Annotated in this window: 28 protein-coding genes and 1 pseudogene; 14 read left to right on the forward strand and 15 right to left on the reverse strand. The window is 69.7% G+C overall.

Features of this window, described 5'->3' with window-relative positions; all coding sequences use genetic code 11:
* Positions 1-126: 126 nt before the first annotated feature.
* Both E1267_RS47275 and E1267_RS47280 read left to right on the forward strand, forming a co-directional pair.
* Entirely contained in the window at positions 127-519 is a 393-nt protein-coding gene (locus tag E1267_RS47275; protein WP_281283655.1) for an SLC13 family permease, read from the forward strand.
* Positions 489-1,073: an ArsB/NhaD family transporter gene (locus E1267_RS47280; RefSeq protein ID WP_220449546.1), complete on the forward strand. Its 585-nt coding sequence runs from the start codon at positions 489-491 to the stop codon at positions 1,071-1,073. The genes E1267_RS47275 and E1267_RS47280 overlap by 31 nt, the downstream gene beginning before the upstream one ends.
* A 350-nt stretch (positions 1,074-1,423) precedes the next feature.
* Here the strand turns inward: E1267_RS47280 and E1267_RS18165 are convergent, their stop codons facing one another.
* Positions 1,424-1,786: an IS3 family transposase gene (locus tag E1267_RS18165; protein WP_132333762.1), complete on the reverse strand. Its 363-nt coding sequence runs from the start codon at positions 1,784-1,786 to the stop codon at positions 1,424-1,426.
* 79 nt (positions 1,787-1,865) lie between these two features.
* On the reverse strand, positions 1,866-2,297 hold the full coding sequence (locus tag E1267_RS18170; RefSeq protein WP_220449547.1) for an alpha/beta fold hydrolase: 432 nt from the start codon (positions 2,295-2,297) through the stop codon (positions 1,866-1,868).
* Between the two features lie 228 nt (positions 2,298-2,525).
* Between E1267_RS18170 and E1267_RS18175 the strand changes: the two genes are divergently transcribed.
* Positions 2,526-3,584 (forward strand): FUSC family protein, encoded by a 1,059-nt coding sequence (locus tag E1267_RS18175; RefSeq protein ID WP_132333763.1) that lies wholly within the window; start codon positions 2,526-2,528, stop codon positions 3,582-3,584.
* A 68-nt stretch (positions 3,585-3,652) separates the two neighbouring features.
* Positions 3,653-4,640: pseudogene (locus tag E1267_RS18180) on the forward strand (IS5 family transposase).
* On the opposite strand, the gene E1267_RS18185 reads toward E1267_RS18180, so the two are convergent.
* From E1267_RS18185 to E1267_RS18200, 5 genes are all read right to left on the reverse strand, one after another.
* Entirely contained in the window at positions 4,528-5,259 is a 732-nt protein-coding gene (locus tag E1267_RS18185; protein ID WP_220449548.1) for an ATP-binding cassette domain-containing protein, read from the reverse strand. The pseudogene E1267_RS18180 and the gene E1267_RS18185 overlap by 113 nt on opposite strands.
* The gene (locus E1267_RS45680) at positions 5,142-5,522 is read right to left on the reverse strand and encodes a hypothetical protein (RefSeq protein WP_220449549.1); all 381 of its coding nucleotides are present in this window, start codon (positions 5,520-5,522) and stop codon (positions 5,142-5,144) included. Before E1267_RS45680 ends, E1267_RS18185 begins: the two co-directional genes overlap by 118 nt.
* Positions 5,523-5,774: 252 nt before the next feature.
* Positions 5,775-6,605 carry a TIGR03943 family putative permease subunit gene (locus E1267_RS18190; RefSeq protein ID WP_132333765.1) on the reverse strand — a complete coding sequence of 277 codons (831 nt, stop codon included), beginning with the start codon at positions 6,603-6,605 and terminating at the stop codon, positions 5,775-5,777.
* Positions 6,606-6,615: 10 nt separating this feature from the next.
* Positions 6,616-7,305 carry a TIGR03943 family putative permease subunit gene (locus tag E1267_RS18195; protein ID WP_165959669.1) on the reverse strand — a complete coding sequence of 230 codons (690 nt, stop codon included), beginning with the start codon at positions 7,303-7,305 and terminating at the stop codon, positions 6,616-6,618.
* The gene (locus E1267_RS18200) at positions 7,302-8,237 is read right to left on the reverse strand and encodes a permease (protein WP_425465085.1); all 936 of its coding nucleotides are present in this window, start codon (positions 8,235-8,237) and stop codon (positions 7,302-7,304) included. Before E1267_RS18200 ends, E1267_RS18195 begins: the two co-directional genes overlap by 4 nt.
* 328 nt (positions 8,238-8,565) lie before the next feature.
* Here E1267_RS18200 and E1267_RS18205 point away from each other — a divergent pair, with 328 nt between their 5' ends.
* The 3 genes from E1267_RS18205 to E1267_RS18215 are packed head-to-tail and all read left to right on the forward strand — an operon-like array spanning position 8,566 to position 11,362.
* Complete coding sequence (locus tag E1267_RS18205) at positions 8,566-9,588, forward strand: FecCD family ABC transporter permease (RefSeq protein ID WP_132333766.1); 1,023 nt, start codon at positions 8,566-8,568, stop codon at positions 9,586-9,588.
* Positions 9,588-10,385, forward strand: coding sequence for an ABC transporter ATP-binding protein (locus tag E1267_RS18210; protein WP_132333767.1), 798 nt, complete (start codon positions 9,588-9,590; stop codon positions 10,383-10,385). The genes E1267_RS18205 and E1267_RS18210 overlap by 1 nt, the downstream gene beginning before the upstream one ends.
* Positions 10,382-11,362, forward strand: a complete 981-nt coding sequence (locus tag E1267_RS18215; RefSeq protein ID WP_132333768.1) for an ABC transporter substrate-binding protein — start codon at positions 10,382-10,384, stop codon at positions 11,360-11,362. The genes E1267_RS18210 and E1267_RS18215 overlap by 4 nt, the downstream gene beginning before the upstream one ends.
* 41 nt (positions 11,363-11,403) lie before the next feature.
* Here E1267_RS18215 and E1267_RS18220 read toward each other — a convergent pair whose 3' ends face one another.
* Positions 11,404-11,802 (reverse strand): ABC transporter ATP-binding protein, encoded by a 399-nt coding sequence (locus E1267_RS18220; RefSeq protein ID WP_132333769.1) that lies wholly within the window; start codon positions 11,800-11,802, stop codon positions 11,404-11,406.
* A 62-nt stretch (positions 11,803-11,864) separates the two neighbouring features.
* Here E1267_RS18220 and E1267_RS18225 point away from each other — a divergent pair, with 62 nt between their 5' ends.
* The 3 genes from E1267_RS18225 to E1267_RS18235 all read left to right on the forward strand — a co-directional run bounded on the left by E1267_RS18225 (position 11,865) and on the right by E1267_RS18235 (position 15,084).
* Positions 11,865-13,094: an MFS transporter gene (locus tag E1267_RS18225; protein WP_132333794.1), complete on the forward strand. Its 1,230-nt coding sequence runs from the start codon at positions 11,865-11,867 to the stop codon at positions 13,092-13,094.
* Between the two features lie 2 nt (positions 13,095-13,096).
* The gene (locus E1267_RS18230; RefSeq protein WP_132333770.1) at positions 13,097-13,564 is read left to right on the forward strand and encodes a hypothetical protein; all 468 of its coding nucleotides are present in this window, start codon (positions 13,097-13,099) and stop codon (positions 13,562-13,564) included.
* 320 nt (positions 13,565-13,884) lie between these two features.
* The gene (locus E1267_RS18235) at positions 13,885-15,084 is read left to right on the forward strand and encodes a coiled-coil domain-containing protein (protein WP_132333771.1); all 1,200 of its coding nucleotides are present in this window, start codon (positions 13,885-13,887) and stop codon (positions 15,082-15,084) included.
* A gap of 400 nt (positions 15,085-15,484) precedes the next feature.
* Here the strand turns inward: E1267_RS18235 and E1267_RS18240 are convergent, their stop codons facing one another.
* Complete coding sequence (locus E1267_RS18240) at positions 15,485-16,135, reverse strand: SRPBCC domain-containing protein (RefSeq protein ID WP_246063988.1); 651 nt, start codon at positions 16,133-16,135, stop codon at positions 15,485-15,487.
* A gap of 34 nt (positions 16,136-16,169) precedes the next feature.
* Entirely contained in the window at positions 16,170-16,538 is a 369-nt protein-coding gene (locus E1267_RS18245; protein WP_132333773.1) for an ArsR/SmtB family transcription factor, read from the reverse strand.
* Here E1267_RS18245 and E1267_RS47285 point away from each other — a divergent pair.
* From E1267_RS47285 to E1267_RS18250, 3 genes are all read left to right on the forward strand, one after another.
* Positions 16,533-16,667, forward strand: coding sequence for a hypothetical protein (locus E1267_RS47285; protein ID WP_281283653.1), 135 nt, complete (start codon positions 16,533-16,535; stop codon positions 16,665-16,667). The two genes, E1267_RS18245 and E1267_RS47285, sit on opposite strands and share 6 nt — an antisense overlap.
* Before the next feature lie 418 nt (positions 16,668-17,085).
* Entirely contained in the window at positions 17,086-17,232 is a 147-nt protein-coding gene (locus E1267_RS44410) for a hypothetical protein (protein WP_165959670.1), read from the forward strand.
* A 73-nt stretch (positions 17,233-17,305) separates the two neighbouring features.
* On the forward strand, positions 17,306-17,563 hold the full coding sequence (locus tag E1267_RS18250) for a hypothetical protein (protein WP_132333774.1): 258 nt from the start codon (positions 17,306-17,308) through the stop codon (positions 17,561-17,563).
* Between the two features lie 62 nt (positions 17,564-17,625).
* On the opposite strand, the gene E1267_RS18255 is transcribed toward E1267_RS18250, so the two are convergent.
* From E1267_RS18255 to E1267_RS18275, 4 genes are all read right to left on the reverse strand, one after another.
* Positions 17,626-18,495 carry an SDR family oxidoreductase gene (locus E1267_RS18255; RefSeq protein WP_246063989.1) on the reverse strand — a complete coding sequence of 290 codons (870 nt, stop codon included), beginning with the start codon at positions 18,493-18,495 and terminating at the stop codon, positions 17,626-17,628.
* A 270-nt stretch (positions 18,496-18,765) separates the two neighbouring features.
* Positions 18,766-19,512, reverse strand: coding sequence for an SDR family NAD(P)-dependent oxidoreductase (locus tag E1267_RS18265; RefSeq protein WP_132333775.1), 747 nt, complete (start codon positions 19,510-19,512; stop codon positions 18,766-18,768).
* Positions 19,509-20,186, reverse strand: a complete 678-nt coding sequence (locus tag E1267_RS18270) for a VC0807 family protein (protein ID WP_220449550.1) — start codon at positions 20,184-20,186, stop codon at positions 19,509-19,511. Before E1267_RS18270 ends, E1267_RS18265 begins: the two co-directional genes overlap by 4 nt.
* Positions 20,183-20,809: a TetR/AcrR family transcriptional regulator gene (locus E1267_RS18275; protein WP_132333776.1), complete on the reverse strand. Its 627-nt coding sequence runs from the start codon at positions 20,807-20,809 to the stop codon at positions 20,183-20,185. The genes E1267_RS18270 and E1267_RS18275 overlap by 4 nt, the downstream gene beginning before the upstream one ends.
* 111 nt (positions 20,810-20,920) lie before the next feature.
* Between E1267_RS18275 and E1267_RS18280 the strand changes: the two genes are divergently transcribed.
* Positions 20,921-21,205, forward strand: coding sequence for a Tn3 family transposase (locus E1267_RS18280; RefSeq protein WP_165959671.1), 285 nt, complete (start codon positions 20,921-20,923; stop codon positions 21,203-21,205).
* A gap of 16 nt (positions 21,206-21,221) precedes the next feature.
* Here the strand turns inward: E1267_RS18280 and E1267_RS18285 are convergent, their stop codons facing one another.
* Entirely contained in the window at positions 21,222-22,220 is a 999-nt protein-coding gene (locus E1267_RS18285) for a phosphotransferase family protein (protein ID WP_132333778.1), read from the reverse strand.
* Positions 22,221-22,356 lie beyond the last annotated feature (136 nt).

The following is a 22,356-nucleotide window of genomic DNA, read 5'->3' on the forward strand; positions in this document are numbered from 1 at the left end:
CGCTTCGAAACGTGATCACCCGAAGCGTCGAGGGAGCCCCACCGAGACAAGAACGATCTCTCTCGGCGAGTCGCTCACCTGGCAAATTTCACAGAGCAGGTCTGGTCAGATCTTCGAAGCGCCATCATCGCCTCGGTGACCACGGCGGTACTCAGCCTGGACGCCACGGTCGTGCTGCTGACCCCTGTGGTGTTTGCCACCGCCGCCAGGCTCGGCGTCCGCGCGAAACCGCACGTGTACGCCTGCACACACTTGTCGAACACCGCCTCCTTGCTGTTGCCGGTCTCGAACCTGACCAATCTGCTCGCGTTCGCGGCCAGCGGGCTGAGTTTCGTCCGCTTCGCCGCCGTGATGGTGCTGCCTGGCTGGTCGCGATTGCCGTCGAGTATCTGGTATTTCGCCGCTTCTTCGCCATCGACCTGGACGCGGGCACATCACCTCCACCCACCGTGCCGGCTCCTCCGCTGCCGCTGTTCGCACTGGTCACCGTGGCCGGCACGCTCGCGGGATTCGCCTTGACATCCGCGCTCGGGATCGACCCCGCCTGGGCGGCCGCCGCCGGCGCCCTGGTACTCGCAGCCCGGGCTCTGGGCAAGGGCCGCATCACCGTCGCCGGCATCGCCCGGGCCACTGCGGTCCCGTTCCTCGCCTTCGTCCTGTCGCTGGGCGTGGTGGTTCGCGCGGTACTGGACAACGGGCTCGCCGAAGCGCTGGACCACCTGACCCCCCGCGACGCCACGCTGCCCACCTTGCTCGGTGTCGCGGCGCTTGCCGCCGTACTGGCCAATGTGGTCAACAATCTGCCTGCAGTCCTTGTCCTGCTGCCGCTGACCGCGCCCGCCGGTCCGGGCGCGGTGCTGGCGGTGCTGCTTGGCGTGAACATCGGCCCGAACCTCACCTACGCCGGTTCTCTGGCGACCCTGCTGTGGAGGCGCATCATTCGCCAGCATGAACATATTGTGGATCTGAGGGAGTTCACCTGGCTGGGCCTGCTGACCGTGCCTGCCGCGGTGGCGCTGTCGACCCTGGCATTGTGGGTCTCGCTGAACGTCGTCGGAGGCGGATGTTCATGACCGTGGTCGCCTGGATCGTCGAGGGAACGTGATCCGCTTGTGTGGCCGCCGCCCGTCCTACGCCACGCAAGGTGCGGAGATCGTTCTCTGCACGTCGGCGGGCCTGACGTGCTCGGCATCGCGGCACGGTGTCTACGCGGGCCTACGCGGCCGCGCCTGCCAAAGCCCCTGCCGAGGACAACGCCGCGACCTCGGCCGGTCCGGCGTGTAGCACCTGGATCGCGATCAGCGGGAACGCGCCGAAGGTGAGCCACGCGGGGTGATGCCCCGGCCGCGCAGGAAGGTTCGCAGGTGGGGACGATCGTCGACCTGAAGTTGCCCCGGTTCGGTGGACACATCAGGGCTTGCGACTACGCGGCAGCACAGTCGAGATCTTGGGCGTTCTTGAGCTCGTGTCGGCGTTCGTATTCGGCGGGGCTGAGGTAGCCGTTGGCGGAGTGGCGGCGTCGTGGATGGTAAAAGCCTTCGATATAACTGAAGATAGCCCGTTCGGCTTCTGAGCTGGTGTGGAAGGTGCGCCGGTCGAGGAGTTCGCACTCCAGTGAGGCGAAGAAGCTCTCGGTGACCACGTTGTCGAAGCATGTGCCGGTGCGCCCTGTCGACGGGCGCACCTCGGCCTGCTCACACCGCTGGCCGACGGCGATCGAGGCGTTGCGACGACCAGTTGAATCCACCTTCCCGGGGCGATTCAGCATCCGCACCGCGCGGGCCATCTGCTCCCACCCGAGCGGGCGGCAGCCAGCGAGTGGCTCAGGCCCGCCCCTACCTAGCGGTTTCAAAACTGGCTCTCCCTCAGCCAGCGGGGACCGTCTCGCCGAGGAATCGGATCAGCAAGTCAGTTACCACCGCAGGTCGCTCCAGGCTGGGCAGGTGGCCAGCCCAGGGCAGTTCGAGGTGGCGGGCGCCGGCGATTCGTTCCGGCAGGCCGACGGCGATCTCTCGGAAGTCAGCGAGATCGTGCGCTCCCGACACAGCCAGGCAAGGGGCTGTGATCCGCGCCAGGTCGACCGGCGCGGCGGTCGAGGCGAACTTTGCTGCCGCATGCGTCTCGACCGCATGCCGGCACATCTGCCGGACCTGTTCCCGAACTTCTCCGCTGGCTTCAGGGCCCAGCCACGTCGTGACGTTCAACTCGACGGCCCCAGCGATGTTGCCCGCCGCCAACAGCGCGTTCTTCCGCTCGGTGAACGACCGCAGTTCAGGGCCCGGCACGTGTCCGGGCATCGCGGAACAGAGCAATGCCACGGCAGTGACCGCCTCCGGCCGTGTCGCCGCCACCTCCAGCGCGACCTCGCCGCCGTGGGAGGATGATCACTGGTTACACTAAGTGATAATACGGGATGCCAAACGTAGCTGTCGTAGCTGCGGCAGGCGGGGCGACATGCGGATGGGCGGGCCAAGCCACGCCGGTCGGCGAACCATGGTGCCTCCCTACGCGTCGCTGGAGGCGAAGTGCCGCAGGAGAAAAGGCAGGAGGGCAGGGCCAGTCGGCGAGTCGCGATGATCAGGGCCCGGCTCCGGGCACTGGTCGCGGTGGAGTGGCGTCCGAAGGCGAAGGCGGATTGGGGTGCCGGCGGCGCGGCGGGCTTGGCCCTGGCTGTGCCGCTGCTGGCCGGCACTGCGGTCGGTCACCCGGACGCGGGGATCGCACTGCTGTTGCCCGTGGTGCTGGTCGCCATGCCGCTGCCGCCAGGAGCGGGTTTGCGGGAGCGTGCCCGGCGCCTGGCCGTCCGGGCGGCATGGATCACCACTGCGGGGCTCTACGCATACGTGACCGAGGAGCAACCGTGGGCGCTGGTTCCCGCCGTTGCCGTCGCAGCAGGCGTCGGCGCGCTGCTGCCCAAGGCGGGGTACACACCCGCCCTCGCGGTCCTGCTGATCGGGATCTCCAGTCACAGCGGAGCGTTCGGGTTCCCGGGCTTGCCTCAGTTGGTGGGGGCTCTGTGGGGAGGCGTGCTGACGCTGCCTCGCTGGGGGAAGAGCGCACTGGCCGACCCCGTCCCGGCGCCCGGGCCGAGCGATATCGCGCGCCGCCTGCGCCATGCGTGGCGCACAGGACTTGTGGTCGGCGGCGCCGCTGCCGTGATGGCCGCACTGCGCGGACTCACGGGCGAGGGCCACTGGCTGATCACGGGCATTCTGCTGACTCTTACCCCCACGCCAACGGGGACCCGGCTCAAAGCACGCCAGCGCATCGTCGGCAACACCTTGGGCGGCGTCGCCGCCGCACTCGTCCTGCTCGTCGACCCCGGGCCGTGGGTCGGGGCAGCGGTGGTGGGCGTGTCCGGCATCCTCGCATACGGTCTGCGGCCGGCCAACTACCTGTACTGGTGTCTGGCCTTCCCCCTTCCCCTGCTGCTCATCACGGACTTCGGGCGCCTCACACCGTGGTACACGGCTGCGGTGCGGGCGGGGATGGTCCTCGCAGGCAGCATCGTGGCCGTACTGGCAACGCACTGGCTGTGGCCGACGACCCGCGAACCCTCGCGCAGGACCGGGCCCGGGAACTAGAGCCTGTACGGAGTTGAGATCAGGAGGATTTCCTGCGCTCCGGTCCGCGATCCTGGTAGGTCTTCGCCATGGCGCGTGGTGACCTCACTGACGAGGAGTGGTCCTTGGTCGAGCCTCGCTTGCCGCTGGGTGAGCGAGGTCCGATTCCGGACCTGGGGCAGCAGTTCAATGCGGTGATGTGGGCGGTTTCGGGCCGGCAGCCCGTGGCGGGATCTGCCCGCTGCTGAGTACGGGCCCTGGTCCGCGGTCTATGACCGGTTCCGCTCGTGGGCGGTGAGCGGGGTGTTCGAGCAGTTGATGCAGGCGGTGATCGCTGAGGCTGCGGCCCGTGGGCAGGCTGACCTGGACTTGGTCAGCGTGGATTCCACCACGGCCCGTGCCCACTATCACGCTGCTGGGGTGGCGCTGGACGGCGAGCTGGCCGCAGCGCTGGGTAAGGCGGCCGAGCAGGAAAAGGGGGCTACGCCAAAGGGGCAAAACGCCGGCGCGGATGGCCTCGGCGACGGAGAGGGGATCGCGCGCCGGCGCCTGCGACGTGGGCACAGGTTCCGGCTGAAGGTGGCCAAGCTGGGTCGCTCGCGGGGGGGGCTGACCAGCAAGGTGCATCTGTCGGCTGACCGGCGATGCCGTCCGCTGTCCTTCGTTCTCACTCCCGGTCAGGCGGGAGACAGCCCGCACTTTCGCGCGGTGCTGGAGCGCATCAGGATCCGCCTGCCGGTCGGCCGTCCGCGTACCAGGCCGGGCGCGGTGGCCGCCGACAAGGCGTACTCCTCCCGCGGCAACCGCGCCTGCCTGCGCCAGCGCAGAGTCAAGGCGGTCATCCCGGAGAAGGTCGACCAGGCAGCCAACCGCAAAAGGCGTGGTTCTCGTGGCGGCCGGCCAGTCCGCCATGATCTGGATCTCTCCAAGGAGCGCAACACCGTGGAACGGTGCGTCAATCGGATCAAGGAGTGGCGTGGGCTGGCCTTCCGGTTCGACAACACCCCCGACAGCTACCTGGCCGGTCTTCATCCCCCAGGAGCCGTCTTATGGCTCCGCAGCCTCCGGCCAGCCTAAAGATCTGAACTCCGTACAGGCTCTGGGGCAGCCGCTCCCCGGCCTGGTGCCATCTGACTGGCCACCCTCTACCTCGGCACCGCGGTCGGCAACGACCGTCCCATCTACGCCCTGAGCGGTGGCCGGGTCGAGGGCGGCGGTGGCCTCCGTCCAGCAGCACGATGGGCGTGTCCTTGAGCAGGGCGCGGGCGATCGAGACGGGCTGCTTCTCACCGACGGACAGGGTGGAGCCGGCCTCGCCGACGCGGGTGTGCCAGCCGTCGGGCAGGCGTTCGACGATCTCGTCCAGGCGGGCGACGCGGGCCACCCGGTCGAGGTCGGCGTCGCTCGCGTCGAGCGCGGCCACTCGCAGGTTGTCGGCGATGGTGCCCTCGAACAGGTAGACGTCCTGGAAGACCTGCGCGGTCAGCGGGGAGGCGCCAGCGCTGCCCAGCTCGTGCACGTCCCGGCCGCCGATGCGGATCGAGCCTTCGGTGGCGTCGAAGAAGCGGCCGAGCAGTTTCAGCAGGGTGCTCTTGCCCGCCCCCGACGGGCCCACGACGGCGGTGAAGCTGCCGGCGGGGATCGTCGCGTCGATGCCGTCGAGGACGGCGGGGCCGTCGTCGTAGCCGAAGCGCACGCCGCGCAGCTCGATGCCCTGCCGGCCGGCTCGGCCGGTTCGGGCAGCGGTGGCACCGCCAGCAGGGCGCGTACGCGGCCGATGGCGTCGGCGTTGATCTGCACAGTGCCGGCCAGCTCGCCGAGCTGGGAGATGGGGTCGAGCATGCGCAGGGTGACGATGAGCACGCCGATCATCACCGGGAGGGAGATGGAGCCGTTCAAGGTCAGGCCGACGGTGAGGGTGCGGACGGTTGTGACCACCTCGTAGTCGTTGCGCCGCACGATGACTCAGGGTGGCACGAGCGGGCGCCAGCACGATGGAGCTCGAGAGACGGGCATGCCTCACCCTTCACGGTCGATGTCCCGACGAGTCGAGCACATGATAATCATTGTCGAGGGATTTCGTAACCCGTCATCTTGCTCGTGTGGATCAGGGGTGTGGCGGGCAGTCCGTAGAATTCCAGAATGTTTGCGTAAGCAGTCCGTCGCGACTGCGAGGGCCAGGCCGGTGACGGCTAGGGCGGACAGCAAGGCTCATTCATACGGTTGGTCGGGCGCAGCTATCCGCTCAACACGGGAAGCGGTCATCTCGGGCGGAGAGTAGGCGTCCGTCCTTCGGACTTTTCGCGGATTCCAGGTGCCGGTGACTCGTACCCAGGAATCGGTCGCGGGCGCGGGGGCGCCTTTCACCATGACCTGCATGGTGAGGGCGTCGGCGGCGCAGCAGCCGATCCGCATGCGCGTCAGGTACCAGCCGTCGTCCCGGCCGGACGGTACGGCGAAACCGGTCAGCCGGACGGTCTTGCCCCGCAACGATTCGCTGGGGTCGTCCCAGGCCAGGTTGGCGAAGTCGAGCATGCTCAGCACGTTCACCCGGCCGTCCTTCAGTCCGGTGGGGCGGGCCTCGACGAGAGTGGGCGGAGGCGCGTGGGAGGTCTGCTCGGCCTGCCGGACGGCGAACGAGCCGAGGGCTGGAGGAGCGACCAGGAAGATCACCGCGAGCGGGGCCACCAGTAGCCACGCCACCCGGTGCCCTTCCATGTGCTCGCGTTCGTGCTCGCGTTCGTGCTCGTGCTCGTGCTGGTGCGCGGGGGTGACCGGAGCACGGCCGACCAGCGCCGCCAGATACGCCTCCTCGGCGGCACGCGCGTGGAGGAGTTTCCTCCGGCGTGCCGCGCTCCTGCTCCTGCGGCGGTCCAGAGTCAGAGCGGCTAGGGCGAGGACGACCAGCACCACGCCCGCCGCTATCACCAGCGGCCGGAATCCCGGCTTGACGTAGTTGGCGAAGTCCGCGGAGAAGGCGGAGATCTTCAACAGCGCTCCGCCGAGTAGGAGGAGCAGCAGGTTCTGCGTGACTCGATTCACCGGCGCAACCCTATTCGTACGGCTCCGCCGGCCGCTCGACGGCGGTCACAGCGGTCGCGGCCAGGGCCGGAACCACGTATTCATCGGGCACCCCGTCCCGCCACGGAACCCAGGTGCCCGTGACCGCCACCCACGAGTCCTCCGCCGGGGCGGCAGCCCCCTGGACCGCGACCTCCAAGGCGAGCGCGTCGGCGGCGCAGCAGCGGATCCGCATCCGGGTCAGATACCAGCTTTTGCCGTCCTCGGCCGGGACGGCGAAGCCGATCAGCCTGACCTTCCTGCCGGCGAGCGACGGCCCCGACCGCGCGTAGGCGCGCCCGATGAACTCGCCCAGCGTCAGCTCCATCACCTCGCCTCCCGTCAACGCGCTGTAGCCGCCGGTCCGGACGAGCGCCGGCGGGCCGTCGCCATGCCTGGCGGCGAAGGCGCCGAGCGCGGGCGGGGCGATCAGCACGATGGCGAACACCGGCACGGCCAGCAGCCACGCCACCCGCGGCCCACGCTGGTGGGCGCCGGGCCGGTCCACCAGCCCGGCGACGACGGATAGCAGGCCGAGAACCGCCAGCACCGCACCAGCGCCCACGAGCAGCGGCCGGAAACCGGGCTTGACGTAGTTGACGTACGTCGTGGAGAACGCGGAGATGCTCAGCACTGTCGCGCCGAGGATCAGCAGGACGGCGCCCTGCGTCTGGCGGCTCACAGTAGTGCCCAGCCTGCGACGAAGCTGACCCCGATGGCGAGGACCAGCGTGAGCGGCGCGAAACGCCAGGCGAAGGCCCGGCCGAAGGTGCCCGCCTGCAGGGCGATGAGCTTCAGGTCCACCATCGGCCCGACCACCAGGAACGCCAGCTTGGCCGTGGGGGAGAACGCCGTGAACGACGCCGCCACGAACGCGTCGGCCTCCGAGCAGATCGACAGCAGCACCGCCAGGAACGCCAGTACCAGCACGGACACGACCGGCACCCCGGCCACCGTGGTCAGCCAGTCGCGCGGGATCAGCACGTTCAGGGTCGCCGCGGCCAGCGCGCCGACCACCAGGAAGCCGCCGGCGTGCAGCAGATCGTGACGCATCGCGTCCACGAACGCGCCCGCCTTGCTCTGGCCGGTCCCGGCGGTTCGGCGGGGCGTCGGCAGCCACGCGGTGCGCCCGAACCGGGCCCAGATCCAGCCGGCCAGCACGGCCACGGCCAGCGATGCGGCGAACCGCGCGACCACCATCGCGGGGTCGTCGGGGAAGGCCACGGCGGTGGCCACCAGCACGACCGGGTTGATCGCCGGGGAGGCCAGCAGGAACGCCAGCGCCGCCGGAGGTGCCACCCCGCGCGCCATCAGCCCGGAGGCCACCGGCACCGACGCGCACTCACAGCCGGGCAGCACCGCCCCCGCCATTCCCGCCACCGGCACCGCCGCGTAGGTGCGCCGGGGCAGCGCCCGCGTCCAGAACGAGGCGGGCACGAACGCGGTGATGGCCGCCGATAACGCCACTCCCAGCACCAGGAACGGCAGTGCCTGCACGCACACCGCCACGAACACCGTCGCCCAAGTCTGCAGCGCCGGATGCGTCAGGTGGGGCGCGAGCAGGAAACGCCCCGCCACCAGCAGGGCCACGAGAACGATGAACGCCCAGGGCATCCGGAACCCGGCCAAGGCCCGTTGTAACCCGGACTCCGGCGACCGGCCACCGTCCGGAACCGGCCGGTCCGCCATACTTGGCTGCGACATCACCCTCCCCACTTGCACGCAGGTACGCGGCAGCAGACTAACGCGGCTGTCTCACCGCCTACGCCCCAATAGTGCGTAAGCCATGCATGGTGGTACGGTCTGGCGGAAATGATTCTCATTTTCTGGAGTGTCCTTGAGAACGTTGCGTGAGCCGGGCCCATCGGGCTCCGGCGCGGCATCCTCACCGACGGTCCCAGGAGCCGAGGACCCATCCACCGGTAGCGCGGCGGGGCCGGCCATGGCGCTGATCGTCGTTCTGCTGGCCGGTGTCCTCGCGGTGTCGGTGCTGCTGGCGATAGGGCTCGGCTCCGCCGCGGTGCCGCCGGGGGAGACGCTGCGCTTCCTGTGGGCGGCGGTGACCGGCGGCTCGATCACGGCCGAGGAGGTCACCGCGTACCAGATCATCTGGCAGGTACGGACCCCGCGCGTGCTGCTGGCGGTGCTGGTGGGGGCCGGGCTCAGCGTGGTCGGGGTGGCGATCCAGGCGATGGTGCGTAACGCGCTGGCCGACCCGTTCGTGCTCGGTGTGTCCTCGGGGGCGTCGGCCGGGGCGGTGCTGGTCAGCGCCACCGGCGCGCTCACCGCGCTGGGGATCTACGCGGTCTCGGCCGGCGCGTTCCTCGGCGCGCTGCTCGTCTCCGCGCTGGTCTACCTGGCCTCGCGCGGTGCCGGCGGGCTGATGCCGCTGCGGCTGGTGCTCACCGGGGTGGCGATGGCGTTCGGGTTCCAGGCCTTGATGAGCCTGATCGTGTACTTCGTCCCGGACGGGGAGTCGACGAGCACGGTGCTGTTCTGGTCGATGGGCGGCTTCGGCGCGGCGACATGGGGAGCGCTGCCGGTCGTGGCAGTCGTCACTTTGGTCACCGTCGTGGCGTTGCGCCGCTTCGCCCGCAGCCTCGACGTGCTCGCCCTGGGCGATGAAACGTCGGTGAGCCTGGGCGTGGACACCGTCAGGTTCCGCCGGGGCCTGTTCGTGCTGACGTCGCTGGCGACCGGCGCGATGGTCGCCGTCAGCGGCGCGATCGGCTTCGTCGGGCTGGTCATGCCGCACCTCGTGCGGCTGTGGGTGGGGGCGGCACACGTCCGCGTGCTCACCATCGCGCCGCTGGCCGGGGCGATCTTCATGGTGTGGGCCGACCTGGTGGCCAGGACGCTGGTGGCACCGCGCGAGCTGCCGCTGGGCGTGATCACGGCGCTGGTGGGCGTGCCGGTGTTCGTCCTACTGCTGCGCCGCCGTGGCTACCTGTTCGGAGGCCGCTGATGACCCGCCTGCTGCTGGACGATCTCTCGGTGTCCATCGACGGCGCCGCCATCGTCAACGAGCTGGCGCTCGCCGTCGGCGACGGAGAAGTGGTGGGGCTGGTCGGGCCCAACGGATCAGGCAAGACCACGGCCCTGCGCTGCGTGTACCGGGCGCTGCGGCCGTCGGACGGCGCGGTGTGGATCGACGGCCAGGAGCTGACGCGGATGCCGCTGCGCGACAGCGCCCGGGTGATCGCCGCCCTCACCCAGGAGGGCCGGGCGGACCTCGACTTCACGGTCGAGGAGGTCATCGCCCTCGGCCGCGCCCCCCACCTGCGCGGCAACCAGGCGCTCAGCGTCCGCGAGCGGGAGCTGTGCCGTGAGGCGATGGCGCGGATGGAGGTGCTGCACCTGGCCGAGCGCGGCGTGCTGTCGCTGTCCGGTGGGGAACGCCAGCGCGTCCTGGTGGCCAGGGTGCTGGTGCAGGAGCCGCGGCTGCTGGTGCTCGACGAGCCGACCAACCATCTCGACCTGCACCACCAGATCCGGCTGCTGTCGATGCTCAGGGGCGCCGGGCTGAGCGTGCTGGTCACCCTGCACGACCTCAACCTGGCCGCCTCCGCCTGCGACCGGCTCGCCGTACTCTCCCACGGCGCCCTCGTCGCGTGCGGCCCGCCCGCCGAGGTTCTCACCGAGGAACTGCTCCGCGAAGCGTTCGGCGTCGAGGCGAGCGTCGTCCCCCATCCGTTCACCGGGGTCCCCCAGGTGCTCTACGACCTGGGCACGGCCACGACCATGAAAGGAAACCCGAAGTGAAAGGACGCACTTCCGCCGTGCTCCTGGCCGGCGCGCTCCTGCTCGCCGGATGCGGCGCGCAGGTGGAGGGCGGCGGCAGCGCCGCGCGCACGGTGACGGTCAAGAGGTGCGGCGAGGACGTCCAGTACACCACCCCCCGCCGGGCCGTCGTCTACGAGGGCGGCAGCGCCGACAAGCTGTTCGCTCTCGGCCTGGCCCAGCATGTGCACGGCTACGTGATGCCGCCCGCCAACCCGTCCGTCGAGGAGTCGCCCTGGGCGGCCGAGTACGCCAAGGTCGAGTTCCTCAGCGACGACCTGCTCAACCGTGAGCTCGTCGTGGACGCCAAGGCCGACTTCGTGGTCGCCGGCTGGCGCTCGGGCTTCAGCGACCAGCGCGGCATCACTCCCGAGATCCTCGACGGGCTGAAGATCCAGAGCTTCATGCACACCGAGTCGTGCTTCAACTACCCCGGCTACCCTGAGCGGGTGGCGCCGTTCGAGGCCCTCTACACCGACCTCGAACGCCTCGGCAAGATCTTCGGCGTCGAGGCCAAGGCCCAGGAACTGATCGCCGGCTACCGCAAGCGCGTCGAAGCGGTCCAGGCACAGGTGCCCAAGGCCGACCCGACTCCTGTCTTCCTCTACGACTCGGGCACGGACAAGCCGTTCACCGCGGGCAGCCAGGTGCCGCCCACCGACATCATCCGCTTCGCCGGCGGCCGGAACGTCTTCGGTGACCTGGACGCGCGCTGGGGCGAGGTCACCTGGGAGGCCGTGGTCGAGGCCAAGCCGGAGGTCATCGTCATCCTGGACTACGGTGACAAGCCCGCTGCGGAGAAGATCAAGTTTTTGAAGGAGTTCCACACCACCAGCAAGCTGCCCGCCGTGGTCAACGATCGCTTCTACGTCCTGGACTACAACGAGGGCATCAGCGGGCCGCGCAACATCGACGGCCTGGAAGGGTTCGCGAAATACCTGCGCGAGCTCCGGACGTGACGGGTGAGCGGCACCCCCGGGGCGGTTCCCGGTCGTGTGTGTCAGGCCCGGTGAGGCAGGGAATTCCCTGCCTCACCGACACGGGCGTAGGCGACCGTCAGGTTGCCCAGCGGGTCTGTGGCGATATGGGCCTCGACTCCGAAGACGCTCCGCAGTCGTTCCGGGGTGCGGACCCCGTCCGGTGGCCCGTCGGCGATCAGCGTGCCGCTCATCAGGACGAGGCGGTCGCAGTGGCGGGCGCCCAGGGACAGGTCGTGCAGGGCCACCAGGATCGTCTGGTCGGTGGACGCCAGCAGGTCCACCAGGTCGAGCTGGTGTCGGATGTCCAGGTGGTTCGTGGGTTCGTCGAGCAGAATGCACCAGGGTTGCTGGGCGAGGGCGCGCGCGATGTGGGCGCGCTGGCGTTCGCCGCCGGAGAGCGTCTTCCAGTCTCTGGACATGTTGTAGACCACGAATCTCGTTCGTCCTGGTCCCCTGGAGGAGTCCACCTGTGATCGCACCGATGCCCACCGACTCGGACACGTCGCCGTCCGCGGCACGGTCCATCCTGCGCGAGAGGCGGTTCCTCCGGCTGTGGTGCGGCACCACCGCCTCAGGGCTGGCGACCTGGGCGCTGCCGTTCGTGCTGGGGCTCGCCGTGCTGGACCGCGAGCTCACCGCCGCAGGTCTCGGGATCGTGCTGGCCACCAGGACCGTCGGCTTCCTCGCCGCGGTGCCGATCAGCGGAGTCCTGGCCGACCGGTACTCGCGCCGCGCCGTCGTGTGGTGGGCCGGGCTGGCCGCCGCGCTCGCCACCCCGTTCATCGCGCTCGGGCTCGGCCGCTCCGTCCCGCTCATGGCCGTGGCGGCGGCGGTCGTCGGCGCGGGCCAGGGGGCGTGCCGGCCCGCGTTCCAGGCGCTCACGGCCGAGGTCGTGGACGCCGGCAGGCGCCGGCAGGCCAACGCCGCCATGACGCTGGCCGTGCGCGTCACCACCCTCGTCGCGCCGGCGGGCACGGCGTTGCTGGCCGCCCTTCTGAACACCTGGTGGCTGTTGATCGGCACCGGACTGCTGTGGCTGGTCGCCGCCGTACTGCCGCCCCGGGCGCTGCCTGCCCCGGCCCGCGAGGCGGACGGCGCACGGTTCTTCGCGGAGTTCGGCGAGGGTGTGCGCGAGGCGCGCCGGCATCCATGGTTCCTGGCCGGTCTTGGCGCGCTGGCCGCGGTGATCTTCACCGGCTACTCAGCGACGGGCGTGGCGCTGCCGCTGGTCAGCCGCGACCGCTACGGCACCGAGGCGGTGCTCGCGGCGGCGCTGACCGCCTACACGCTCGGCGCGCTGGCCGGGGCGCTGCTCGTGGCCCGGTGGCAGCCACGCGCGCAAGGCTGGGCCGCGCTGGCCGGCCTGGCGCTGTACGGCTTCGCGCCGCTCAGCCTGCTGCTGCCGGTGCACCCCGCAGTGGTGTTCGCCGCCTACGCGCTGGCCGGGCTGGGCATCGAGCTGTTCAACGTGCCCTGGTTCACCGCCACACAGCGCGAGGTGGAGCCACGCCTGCTCGCCCGAGTCTCCTCGCTCGACTTCCTCGTCTCCTACGGCCTGGCCCCTGTCGGCCTGGCCTTCCTCGCCCCCGCCATCGACGCCTTCGGCTGGCAGCCGGTCCTGGCCGGATGCGCGCTGGTGTGCTTCCTCGCCCCCGCCGCCGCGGCCCTGGCCCCCAGCAGCCGCGGTTTCTCCCGACCTGGGAAGCCCTGAAGGTGTCCTTCGGCATCCTCCCCGATCGTGTCGAGGGCCGGGACACCGATCGCGTCCGTCACCTGCTCACCGAGACAGGTGCGGCCATCCTCACCGGTCTCGCTGCCACTCGCCACGCGCTCGTCGTCACCGCGGCGCTCACTCTCGGCCACCGGTTGCGGCAGGTGTTCCCGTACCGCAGCAGGCCGTCCCGCGACGCCGACCCGGTGCACCTGCATGCCGACAGCTTCGACGTGGTCGTCGATATGGAGGCGTCCCTGTTCGCAGACGCGACCCCGACGAGGACTACGTCTTCATCCAGGCCGTCCAGACGCCCGCATCGGGCGGCGAGCCGTTCGTCGCCGACGCCCACCGCTTCGCCGACGACTGCGAGCAACGCGACCCGGGCCCTCCTCGGAGAGGCCGCCTTCGCGAGTTACGGAACGATTCTGAAATATCTCGCCTTCGAGGGATTCATCGCGATCAACTAGCTGCGCGCGCGTCGGCCAAGGGCCACGTCAGCGGGCATCGGCGCTACGCACGGTCAGGATCCGAACGAGACGCTCCCTGCTGTCCCCGTCGCGGCCGTGCCAGCAGCGGTAGTTGTCCAGTGCCAGGAATCTCGCCCTCGGCCAGGGCGAACCTGGGCAGCGCCGACTCCGCCTCCCGCACGGCCTCGTGGCCACGAACGTGCCCGCTCAACTTGTGGGAATTCTGCCTTCTCGCAAGTTGTCCACGATCACTGACTGCGGTGGAGATCCGAATTTCTGATTTATGTTTTCTGGAAAATAAAAAATGTTACGCTGTCACCGTGACAGAAGAGGTCAGTGTGGTGACGCCTTGTAAGCACTGCGGTGCGCCGATCGAGCAGCGGCGGGGGAGGGGCCGCCCCAGGGCGTACTGTCCTGAGAAGGACTGTCAGGCCGCCGCCAAACGCGAACGTGAATTGCGGCGGGCCACACCAGGGCTCGAAGGCGCGCTGGCCAGGGCAGAGCAGCTGTACGACCGGATGGAAAGCGGGCTGGCGTCGGCCATCGAGCCGTTGGCGCGGGCGCTGGCCGACGAGCTGAGCCCAGCCGGGGTCGAGGCGAAACTGAGCGCGGTGCAGGCGGAGGCGCACACGCGGGTGGCGATCGCGCGCACGGAGCGTGAGCAGGCGTTCGAGCAGGTACGCCTGGCCCGTGAGGCCACCGAGCACGCTCGCCGGCAGACAGCTGACATGCGGTCGCGGCTGGAGGGGGCGGAGCACGAGCGCGACACCGCGCTGGCCGACGCCGAACGCGCCCGCGAGCAGGCACTGGCGGCGTTGCGCGAGGCGGCCAGCACCGAAAGGCAGGCGCTGCAGTCGGCGGAGGAGGCGCAGCGGCGCGCTGAGGCGGCCGAGCGGCAGGCCGCGGAGGCGGCTCACCAGATGGAGGTGGCCGAGGAGGCGAGGGATCAGGCCGTACGGGAGCTCGCGGAGCGGGTGGAGCTTGCCGAAGGGCGGATCGCTGAGGCTGGGGCGCAGGCCGTACGCGCTGAGCAGGCCGCCGGCCAGGCACGGGGGGAACGTGACCGCGCGCGGGAAGAGACGGCGGCGGCCGTGCGAGCACGGGAGCAGGCCGAACGTGAGGCGGTCGGCGCGAGGGCCCGGGAGGCGGCGGCGGCGCAGGAACGCGACCGGGCCGTGGAGCGGGCCGTCAGAGCGGAACGGGCCGCAGCCGCGGCCGAGCGGGACCGGGCGGTCGCGCTCCAGGAGGCGGCGCAGGCCGCCGGTGAGGTGGAGCGGCTGACCGCCAAGACGGCGGGGATCGAGGAGGAGTCGGCGGCGGCGCTGTCCCGGGAGCGCAAGCTGGTCTCGCGGGAGAAGTCGCGGGCCGACGCGGCGGTCAAGGAGCGCGACCGGCTGCGGGGAGAGCTGCGGCTGGAGCGGGTACGGCTGGAGGACGTGCGGGCCGAGCTGGAGGCGGCGCGGGCGGAGGCGGCGCAGCTGCGGGAACGCGCGGTGGCGGCCGAGCTGCGGTCGGGCTGAAGGCGGGTCGCCGGGCCCGAGCCTCAGAGGCCTTGGGATTGGCCACACCAACGAACGGTTTCGTACGGTAAGGGCCTCCCCGCAGGCTCCGCTTGTGATCGCGATCCGCCGGGCGGGGCAAACGAAGCCACGACGGGTCGTACGTGAACGGCGGCACCGAGGGTTCAACCCTGGCCATGGACGACGGCCGGCATAGACCTGGTGCTGCCCGGTCCCGGGCGCTACCCCCGCTCAGGGGCCGGCGCGAACCACGCCGTACGGGCGGACTGAACGACAAGGAAGGCTGCCATGCGGATTCTCGTCTCCGGCGCCGGCGCCAGCGGTCCGGACGGCAAGCCGCTCAACGCTGCTCTGCTAACGGGACTTTTCGTTCGGATGCTCGTCATGCCCCGGGCGTACTTCATCGCGCGTCCCCGGTGGGCAGATAGAACGCGGTGGTGGCCTCGACCGCGGCCGCGACGTGGCCCGGTTCGCCGCCGCCGGCCAGGTGAGCCTCGCCCCAGGCGGCGGCGCTGCGCCGGCTGAACTCGCGTCCGGCGGGCGATGCCCTGAACTTTTCGTGGTCAAGAACCTCGCCGTCGCCCAGGAAGCCGGCGAGGGTGAGGAGATGCAGGTCCCAGCCGACGCCGCCGGCACCGGGACCGTAGGTCGGGAACATGGGCTCTCCGACGGCCGCAGCGTGGACCAGTTCGAACTCGGTGTCCCCGGCCGAGCCAGGAGACAGGCGCACCTCGACCTCGCTCGTGCCTGGCCACTCGTCCGCGCCGGGCCCGAACATCCAGGACACCCGCAGCAAGCGCGGCGGCTCGCACCGGAGGATCTCGCCATGCTCGCCGCCGTCCAGCTCGAATGCCCCGCCGAGGCGCAGGTCGCCGGTGACCGGCTTCATCCAGCGACTCAGTCGCTCGGGGTTGGTGATGGCGTCCCACACGGCATCGAGGTGCGCGTCGTAGCGACGCCTCAGCTCCATCGTGTAGGCCTCACCAGCGGGCAGGGTCGCCGTGCCCATCTTCCGGCGGGCCGCGGACAGTTCGTCGAGTACATCCTTCATCGTCATGCTCCGTTCGGTAGGGAACCTCTCGTGCCTACGCTTCTTCGTTGGGCCTGCCGGGCTCGTCGTTGGCGGGTTTCCGGGTGATACGCCTGCCGCGGGCGAGCTCGGTCTCCAGTGCGTCGAGTCGCTGGTCCCAGAACCTGCGGAACCGGTCCACCCACGCGTCAATCTCGCTCAACGGCCCGGCCTCCACGGCGTAGAACCGACGAGCCCCCTCAGCCCGGACCGACGCGAACCCGTTCTCACGCAGCACGCGCAGGTGCTGGGAGACAGCCGGCTGGGAGATGCCGAACTCCGCCCGGATGATCTCAGTGATTGCGCCGGAGGTCTGCTCACCGTCGGCGAGCAGCTCCAGAATGCGTCGGCGCACGGGGTCACCGAGTATGTCGAAGGCGTGCACGACAGCGACTATACCGGCTTTTGCTTATATAATAAATCGCTGATTCTTAGCGTCGCGCTGGTCTGCCGGCACAGCTTCGACCGCACCGCGCAGGCCCGGTTCCTGGACGAGAACGGCGGACTGCTGTGAGCCGCGGCAAACCTCACGCCAGGCACCCCGCAGGGCTTCACGACACGACGCGATGATCTGGCTGCGCTGCAACCACGGCCGCGAGGTCAGCTACGCCGACGTCGCCACCGGCATCGAGATCCCTGACGGTCACCGGCTGCGGGGGCCGTCAGCGTCGTCCGCGTCGTCCGCGTGGTCGCGGCCAACCGGGGCGACCGCCTGGAGCGGTTCATGCCCTCAGCCGACCCTGCCCGGTGCGGCCCTGACCAGCGCCGGTCTTTGTCACCCGTTACATGCGCTCAGGGCACGGCGATGAGTTCAGCGCCCGCGACGCCATGTCCGCCGCCCGCGCGCCGATGACGTCGGTCAAGGACATGCACCGCGCCACCACCTTCGAGGCCGCCAACCCCACTCCATCGCCCCCAAGGAGTTCACCACCATGGCCCAAGCCGCCGCCGAGTGCATTACCAAGGTCGCCGGCATCGAGGTGGCCGGCCCGCAGGCGGTCCGGCGCGAGAACACCAGCCTGCCCACCCAGATGATCACCGACCTCGAAGCCCGGCTCACCGAGCCGTCAGCAGGCTGACCAAGGACGCCTCCATGCCCTGTCACCATCCCCGAACGCGCCACACGCCCAACGGCCAGCCAGGAGCCCCGTCATGACCCCGCTCGAACGCACCCTCGCCCAATCCCTTACCGAGGTCGTCATCAGGCTGGACCTCAGCGACGACGACGCCATCACGCCTGCGGCCACGATGCAGGTGATCGAGCCGGTGGCCGTCCTCCTGCAGGACCTGTCCGAGCAGGACCGGCAAGCTCTCGCTGACCTGATCAACCAGTTCTCGCAGCAGGAAACCGACCCTGAGTGGCATCTGACGGCCTGGGAGGCGCCCGAAACCCTGGGCCTCCTGGCCTGAGGGCATCCCAACCCTTCAGGCTCCTCCGGCAGGTCACGGCTCACAGTCTTCCACCAGTACTGTCATTTGACCCAGCGCCGGAACCCGCCCTCGGAGTTGATCACCTGTCCGGTGATCCACGCCGCCTCGTCCGAGGCGAGCCAGCGGACCAGGCGAGCCACCTCCTCCGGCCGGCCCCACCGGCCCGCGGGCAACGCGTTGGCGACCTGCCGGGTCAGTTCGGGGCTGGCCCACCCAGTGTCAACCGGACCAGGATTGACCGTGTTGACGGTGATGCCGCGATCGACGAGCGCCTCGGAGAGGCTGGCCGTCATCTGGTGGATCGCGCCCTTGCTGATCGCATACGGCAATTCCAGAGACATCGGGGCCAGATGCTGACCGGACGTGAACAAGATCACCCGTCCGCCGGGCCGGCGATCATCATGCTGAGCAGCGAACGCCTGAGTCAGCAGCACGCTGCCGCGAGCATTCACCGCCCAGGCCAGATCGAGCTCGGCCGCGGTCACCTGCTCCAGTGACTGCTTCGAGCTGCGGGCATGGTTCGCGACCAGCACGTCAACGTGCCCGAACCGCTCGACAGCCTGCTCGATCACCCACGCCGGCTTCAGCGGATCGGCGAAGTCGGCCAGGACATGCGCCAATTGGTCGCCCAGCCCGCCCAGAGCCTCCAGCACGCCAGCCATCCCTGCCGGGTCACTGCCCCATACCTGATCAGCGTCATGAGGTGTCCAGGACTGCACCAGCACCCTGGCACCTGCGGCCAGCAGTTCCCGTGTCAGGGCGAACCCGATCCCGGCCTGCCGACTCACGCCGGTCACCACCGCAACACGGCCGGCCAGAGGACCTCGCTGCGCATCTGCGCTCTCATCAACGGTCATCTGGAGATGATCGCCGGTCCGGGAGAACGCCATCACCCCCTTGTCGTCAGACAACCCGGACCTCCGTCCGGCAGCACGGCCAACCACTTGCCTGACATGCCTTACAAGCCTTCATGCGGCTGACCAGCTACTTCGCTCGAGAAACTAGATAACGATGGAGCCGACTGGCCACGTCCGCCTCGGCTACGCCCGCGCCTCCACCGCCCGGCAGTCCCTCGACGCCCAGCTCGACTCCCTCGCCGCGAGTCCGCGGGGACAGCGCGCTTGTCCACTCGCTGGCCCGCAGTAACGGTAGCTCGAGCGGACCTCGGGACACCACCAAATTTATCGCCCGTGCCCGGAGGTTTCGCCTGTTGTGCCGGCGATCGTCACCCGCGGGTACTCGACAGGTGCCGCAGCCTGTCCCGCCTGTGCCACCCAGGCAAGCCCTGTGCGCTTGTCGGCCAGGATCAGTTCCACCGTCTCGGCGATCTGGTCAGGATCGGCGATCACGAGGCCCGCGTCGACGAGAGACTGGCGGAACGGCGCGATGATCGGGGTGTCCGCCAGGCCGGGGCAGAGCGCGTTCACCCGGATGCCGTCGGCGGACACCAGCATGGCGGCCGACCGCACGAGTCCGATCAGGGCGTGCTTGGCGGCGGCGTAGAAGATGTCAGGGGAGGAGGCCAGCCCGGCGAGGCTGGAAACCACGACGACGGAGCCGCCTCGCGGGCGGAGCGCGGGGACGCAGGCGTCGAGGCCATAGACGACGCCGTCCAGGTCGATGGCCATGGTTTCGCGGTAGCGCTCCGGGGTGAAGTCGTGGAGGCCACACTGGCCGGGGACGCCGGCATTGAGCACGGCCACATCCAGCCGCCCGTACACGGAGATCGTCTTTGCGACGGCGGCCTGGTTGTCCTCCGGCCTCGTCACGTCCAGAGGGATGAAGAGGCCGCCGACCTCTTCCGCGACGGCGGCCCCCGAGACGGCGTCACGGTCGGCCACGGCCACACTCATGCCGGCACGGGACAGCCTCCGTGCGATGGCCGAGCCGATCCCGCCGCCTGCGCCCGTGATGAGTGCCACGGTCATGACCGCTCCTCCTCGTCGAGCCGGTGGACCTCCACGCCGCCGCGTATGGCGAGGCCATGCTTGCGCAGGTAGCGCGGCCCCCAGAAGCGCTGCAGAGCGATCAGGGCCAGCAGGGTGACCACCAGCAGGACGTCGTCGAGCACGGGGACCAGGTCGATGGGCAGGGTCAGCGCCATGAGCACCCGGATCGCCGTGTCCACCGCGAACGCCACCCCCCAGATGGCCGTGAACACCCTGAGCGCGCGCCGGAACCCGGAGAAGTCCTCCCAGCTCGCCTTCCAGAGCGCCTGCTTCTCCCGGTCCATGAACATCCGGGCCTCGTACAGGAGAGGCTTGGGCCGCAGCAGGCTGAGCAGCAGCCACAGGGCCATCGCGGCGCTGCCCCAGGCATTTCGGACGAGGAGCACGCGGGCGCTGCCCGTCACGAACGACATGGCGATCGTCAGCGACATCGTGCCCAGCACGAACAGGGTGACGCCGCTGACCCGCCGCTCCTTGACGATGCTGTGCACGGCTCGCCCGGCGGGCAGCACGCCGCCCGCCAGCAGGGCCAGCCACTGGTTCACACCGGCGGCCCGGAGCCCGTAGAAGATCGCCAACGGGCCCGCCACCTCGAAGCCGAGCACGCTGTACATGGCCCTGCGGGTGGCCGCAGCGCCGGAGAGGGATGTCATCGCGGCGACTTCCCCGTGGTGGCCGCCAGGAAGGTGGAGACGATCTCGCGGGTGTACGAGTCCATGTCGATCGCGTGGCTCCCGCTCACCCGGGACGCCGCCGCCTCGATCGCGCCGCGGATCAGCACAGCCATGGACCTGGGGTCGAAGTCGCGAAATTCCCCGGTACGCTGCCCATCCCGCAGCAGCTTCGCCAGCCCTTGTACGCCGGGCTCCTGGTGTTCGGCCGTCGTAGAGCGCTCGCCTGAGGGGTTGCGAAGGTGTGAGCCGAGCTCCGTGAGCGCCGCGATCTCCGTGGGGTGGTCCCTCAGGAACTCCAGATTCGCCTCCAGGTACGCCTTGAGCCGCCCCGGCGCCGTTTCCTCCGCCTCCATCCTGCCCAGGATGAACGCGGCGCCCGACTGGTAGACGTCCTGCACGATGGCCTTGATCAGGTCGTCCTTACCGGCGAAGTGATAGGAGATCAGCCGCGGGCTGCTGAGCCCGGCCCGCTCGGTGATGCGGGCGAACGACGCTCTGTCGTAGCCCAGGTCGGCAATGGTGTCGATGGCCGCCTTGATGATCTGTGCGCGGCGGGTGACGTTGATGGCGGAGTCGCGTGACGCCTTCCGTTTTATCTGCATAGATAAAATGGTATGCGCAGATAAATACCGATGTCCAATTCCTTGCCGTCGTGGGGGCCTGGCGGCTGGCCGAAGGGGGTCCCGGTAGCCGCGCGCTGGAATGAGGACCTGGTGGCTGAGTGCTGGCGGGACTTGCTGCGGATGGCCGGGTCGCCGAAGTACGGTCAGGCGACCGCCTCGCTGATTGCCCAGCAGGGCACGATCGCCCGCCCGCATCTGGAGCGGCAGACCGAGCAGGCGTGGTGCCTGACCCTGCCGGCCAACTCGGTGGTCGCGTGGACGACCGAATATTATTCGAGAGCGGTGCTGGAGCTACGTTCGCAGGGCCGGGAGGTGAGCAACGAGATCTTGTCGCACATCTCGTTATTCGGGTGCAGGTCACGATGTCCCGTGTAGGGGCGAAGACGACGACCTACCAGACGAGTCCATCTAGATGGTTATGGCCGGAAAGCAGGCGAGCGATGCGGTCCTGCGCCGCTTCGCGTATGTCAGGCTGCGGGTGGTGTGCGTATAGCGCGAGCTCCACGTACATGTCATAGAAGAGCAACCGCTCGCGCAGATGCTCGCGTTCGAACAGCTCCGGATACGCGCCGTGCAGCCATCCGGGGACTCCTGTGAGTGTGGTCTCGTCGAGCCCTCGTTCGTCGGGGGTGGGTGGATACTCTCGCGCCTTCGCGCACCAGCGCAGGATGGTATCGAGTTCGACATCCGCCGGCTGAGCCACTGCCTCCGCGAAGTCGATGAGACCGGTGACGCGTCCTTGGTCGACCATCACGTTGGATCCATGCAAATCACCATGGACGAGGACGGGTTCGTCGGCGGCGAACAACGCCAACCGCTCCTGGATCCAATCGGCGACGTCCGCGAGCAGGCGCGAGTCATGACCGGGCAGTCGCCGGGCAGCCTCGACCTGCCGGAGCGCCGCACTCACTACGGGTGGGTGAAACGCAGGCCACGGCTTGCCGGCGAGCGCGTCGGCCAGCCAGGGCGGCAGCAGGTCGGCCGTGACAGGAACACGGTGAAGTGCGCGCAGCGCAAAGCCGAGGCTTTCGATCATTGCTTGGCGCGTGTGCGAGTCCGCCGCCGGCCATACCTCGTACATGGTTCGGCCGGGCACGCGTTCGGAGACACACCACGGCCCGTCCGGGCCGTCGCCGTGGGCGAGGATCTGGGCGTGTGGGACCTCGCTGCCGGCGAGCAGCTTGGCGACTGTGGCCTCGTGGCGAAACGAGTCGCGGAACTGTCCGTTGCTCAGTCGTACGACGTATTCGTCGCCGACCCACACGCGGCTAACCCAGCCGGCCTTTGGAAGAAAGCGCCCGTTTGCTGGCAGACCAGCGGCCGCCAACGTCCTCAGCAGCGCCGGATCGGTAGCCGGCGCGTCGACGAACGGTGTTGACTGGTCGCACACGTACCAAGCTTCGCACGGCGTTGTAGACCTGGCTGTCGGAGCGGGCGATCACAGTCCTGGTGGCGCCCTCGGCCGCCGCGTGGGGCGAGGGCGGTGGCTTCCGGCCGGACATCGTGCTGGTTTCGTGTCAGGACGG

Origin of the sequence: Nonomuraea longispora (assembly GCF_004348345.1) — a bacterium.
Lineage (GTDB): Bacteria > Actinomycetota > Actinomycetes > Streptosporangiales > Streptosporangiaceae > Nonomuraea > Nonomuraea longispora.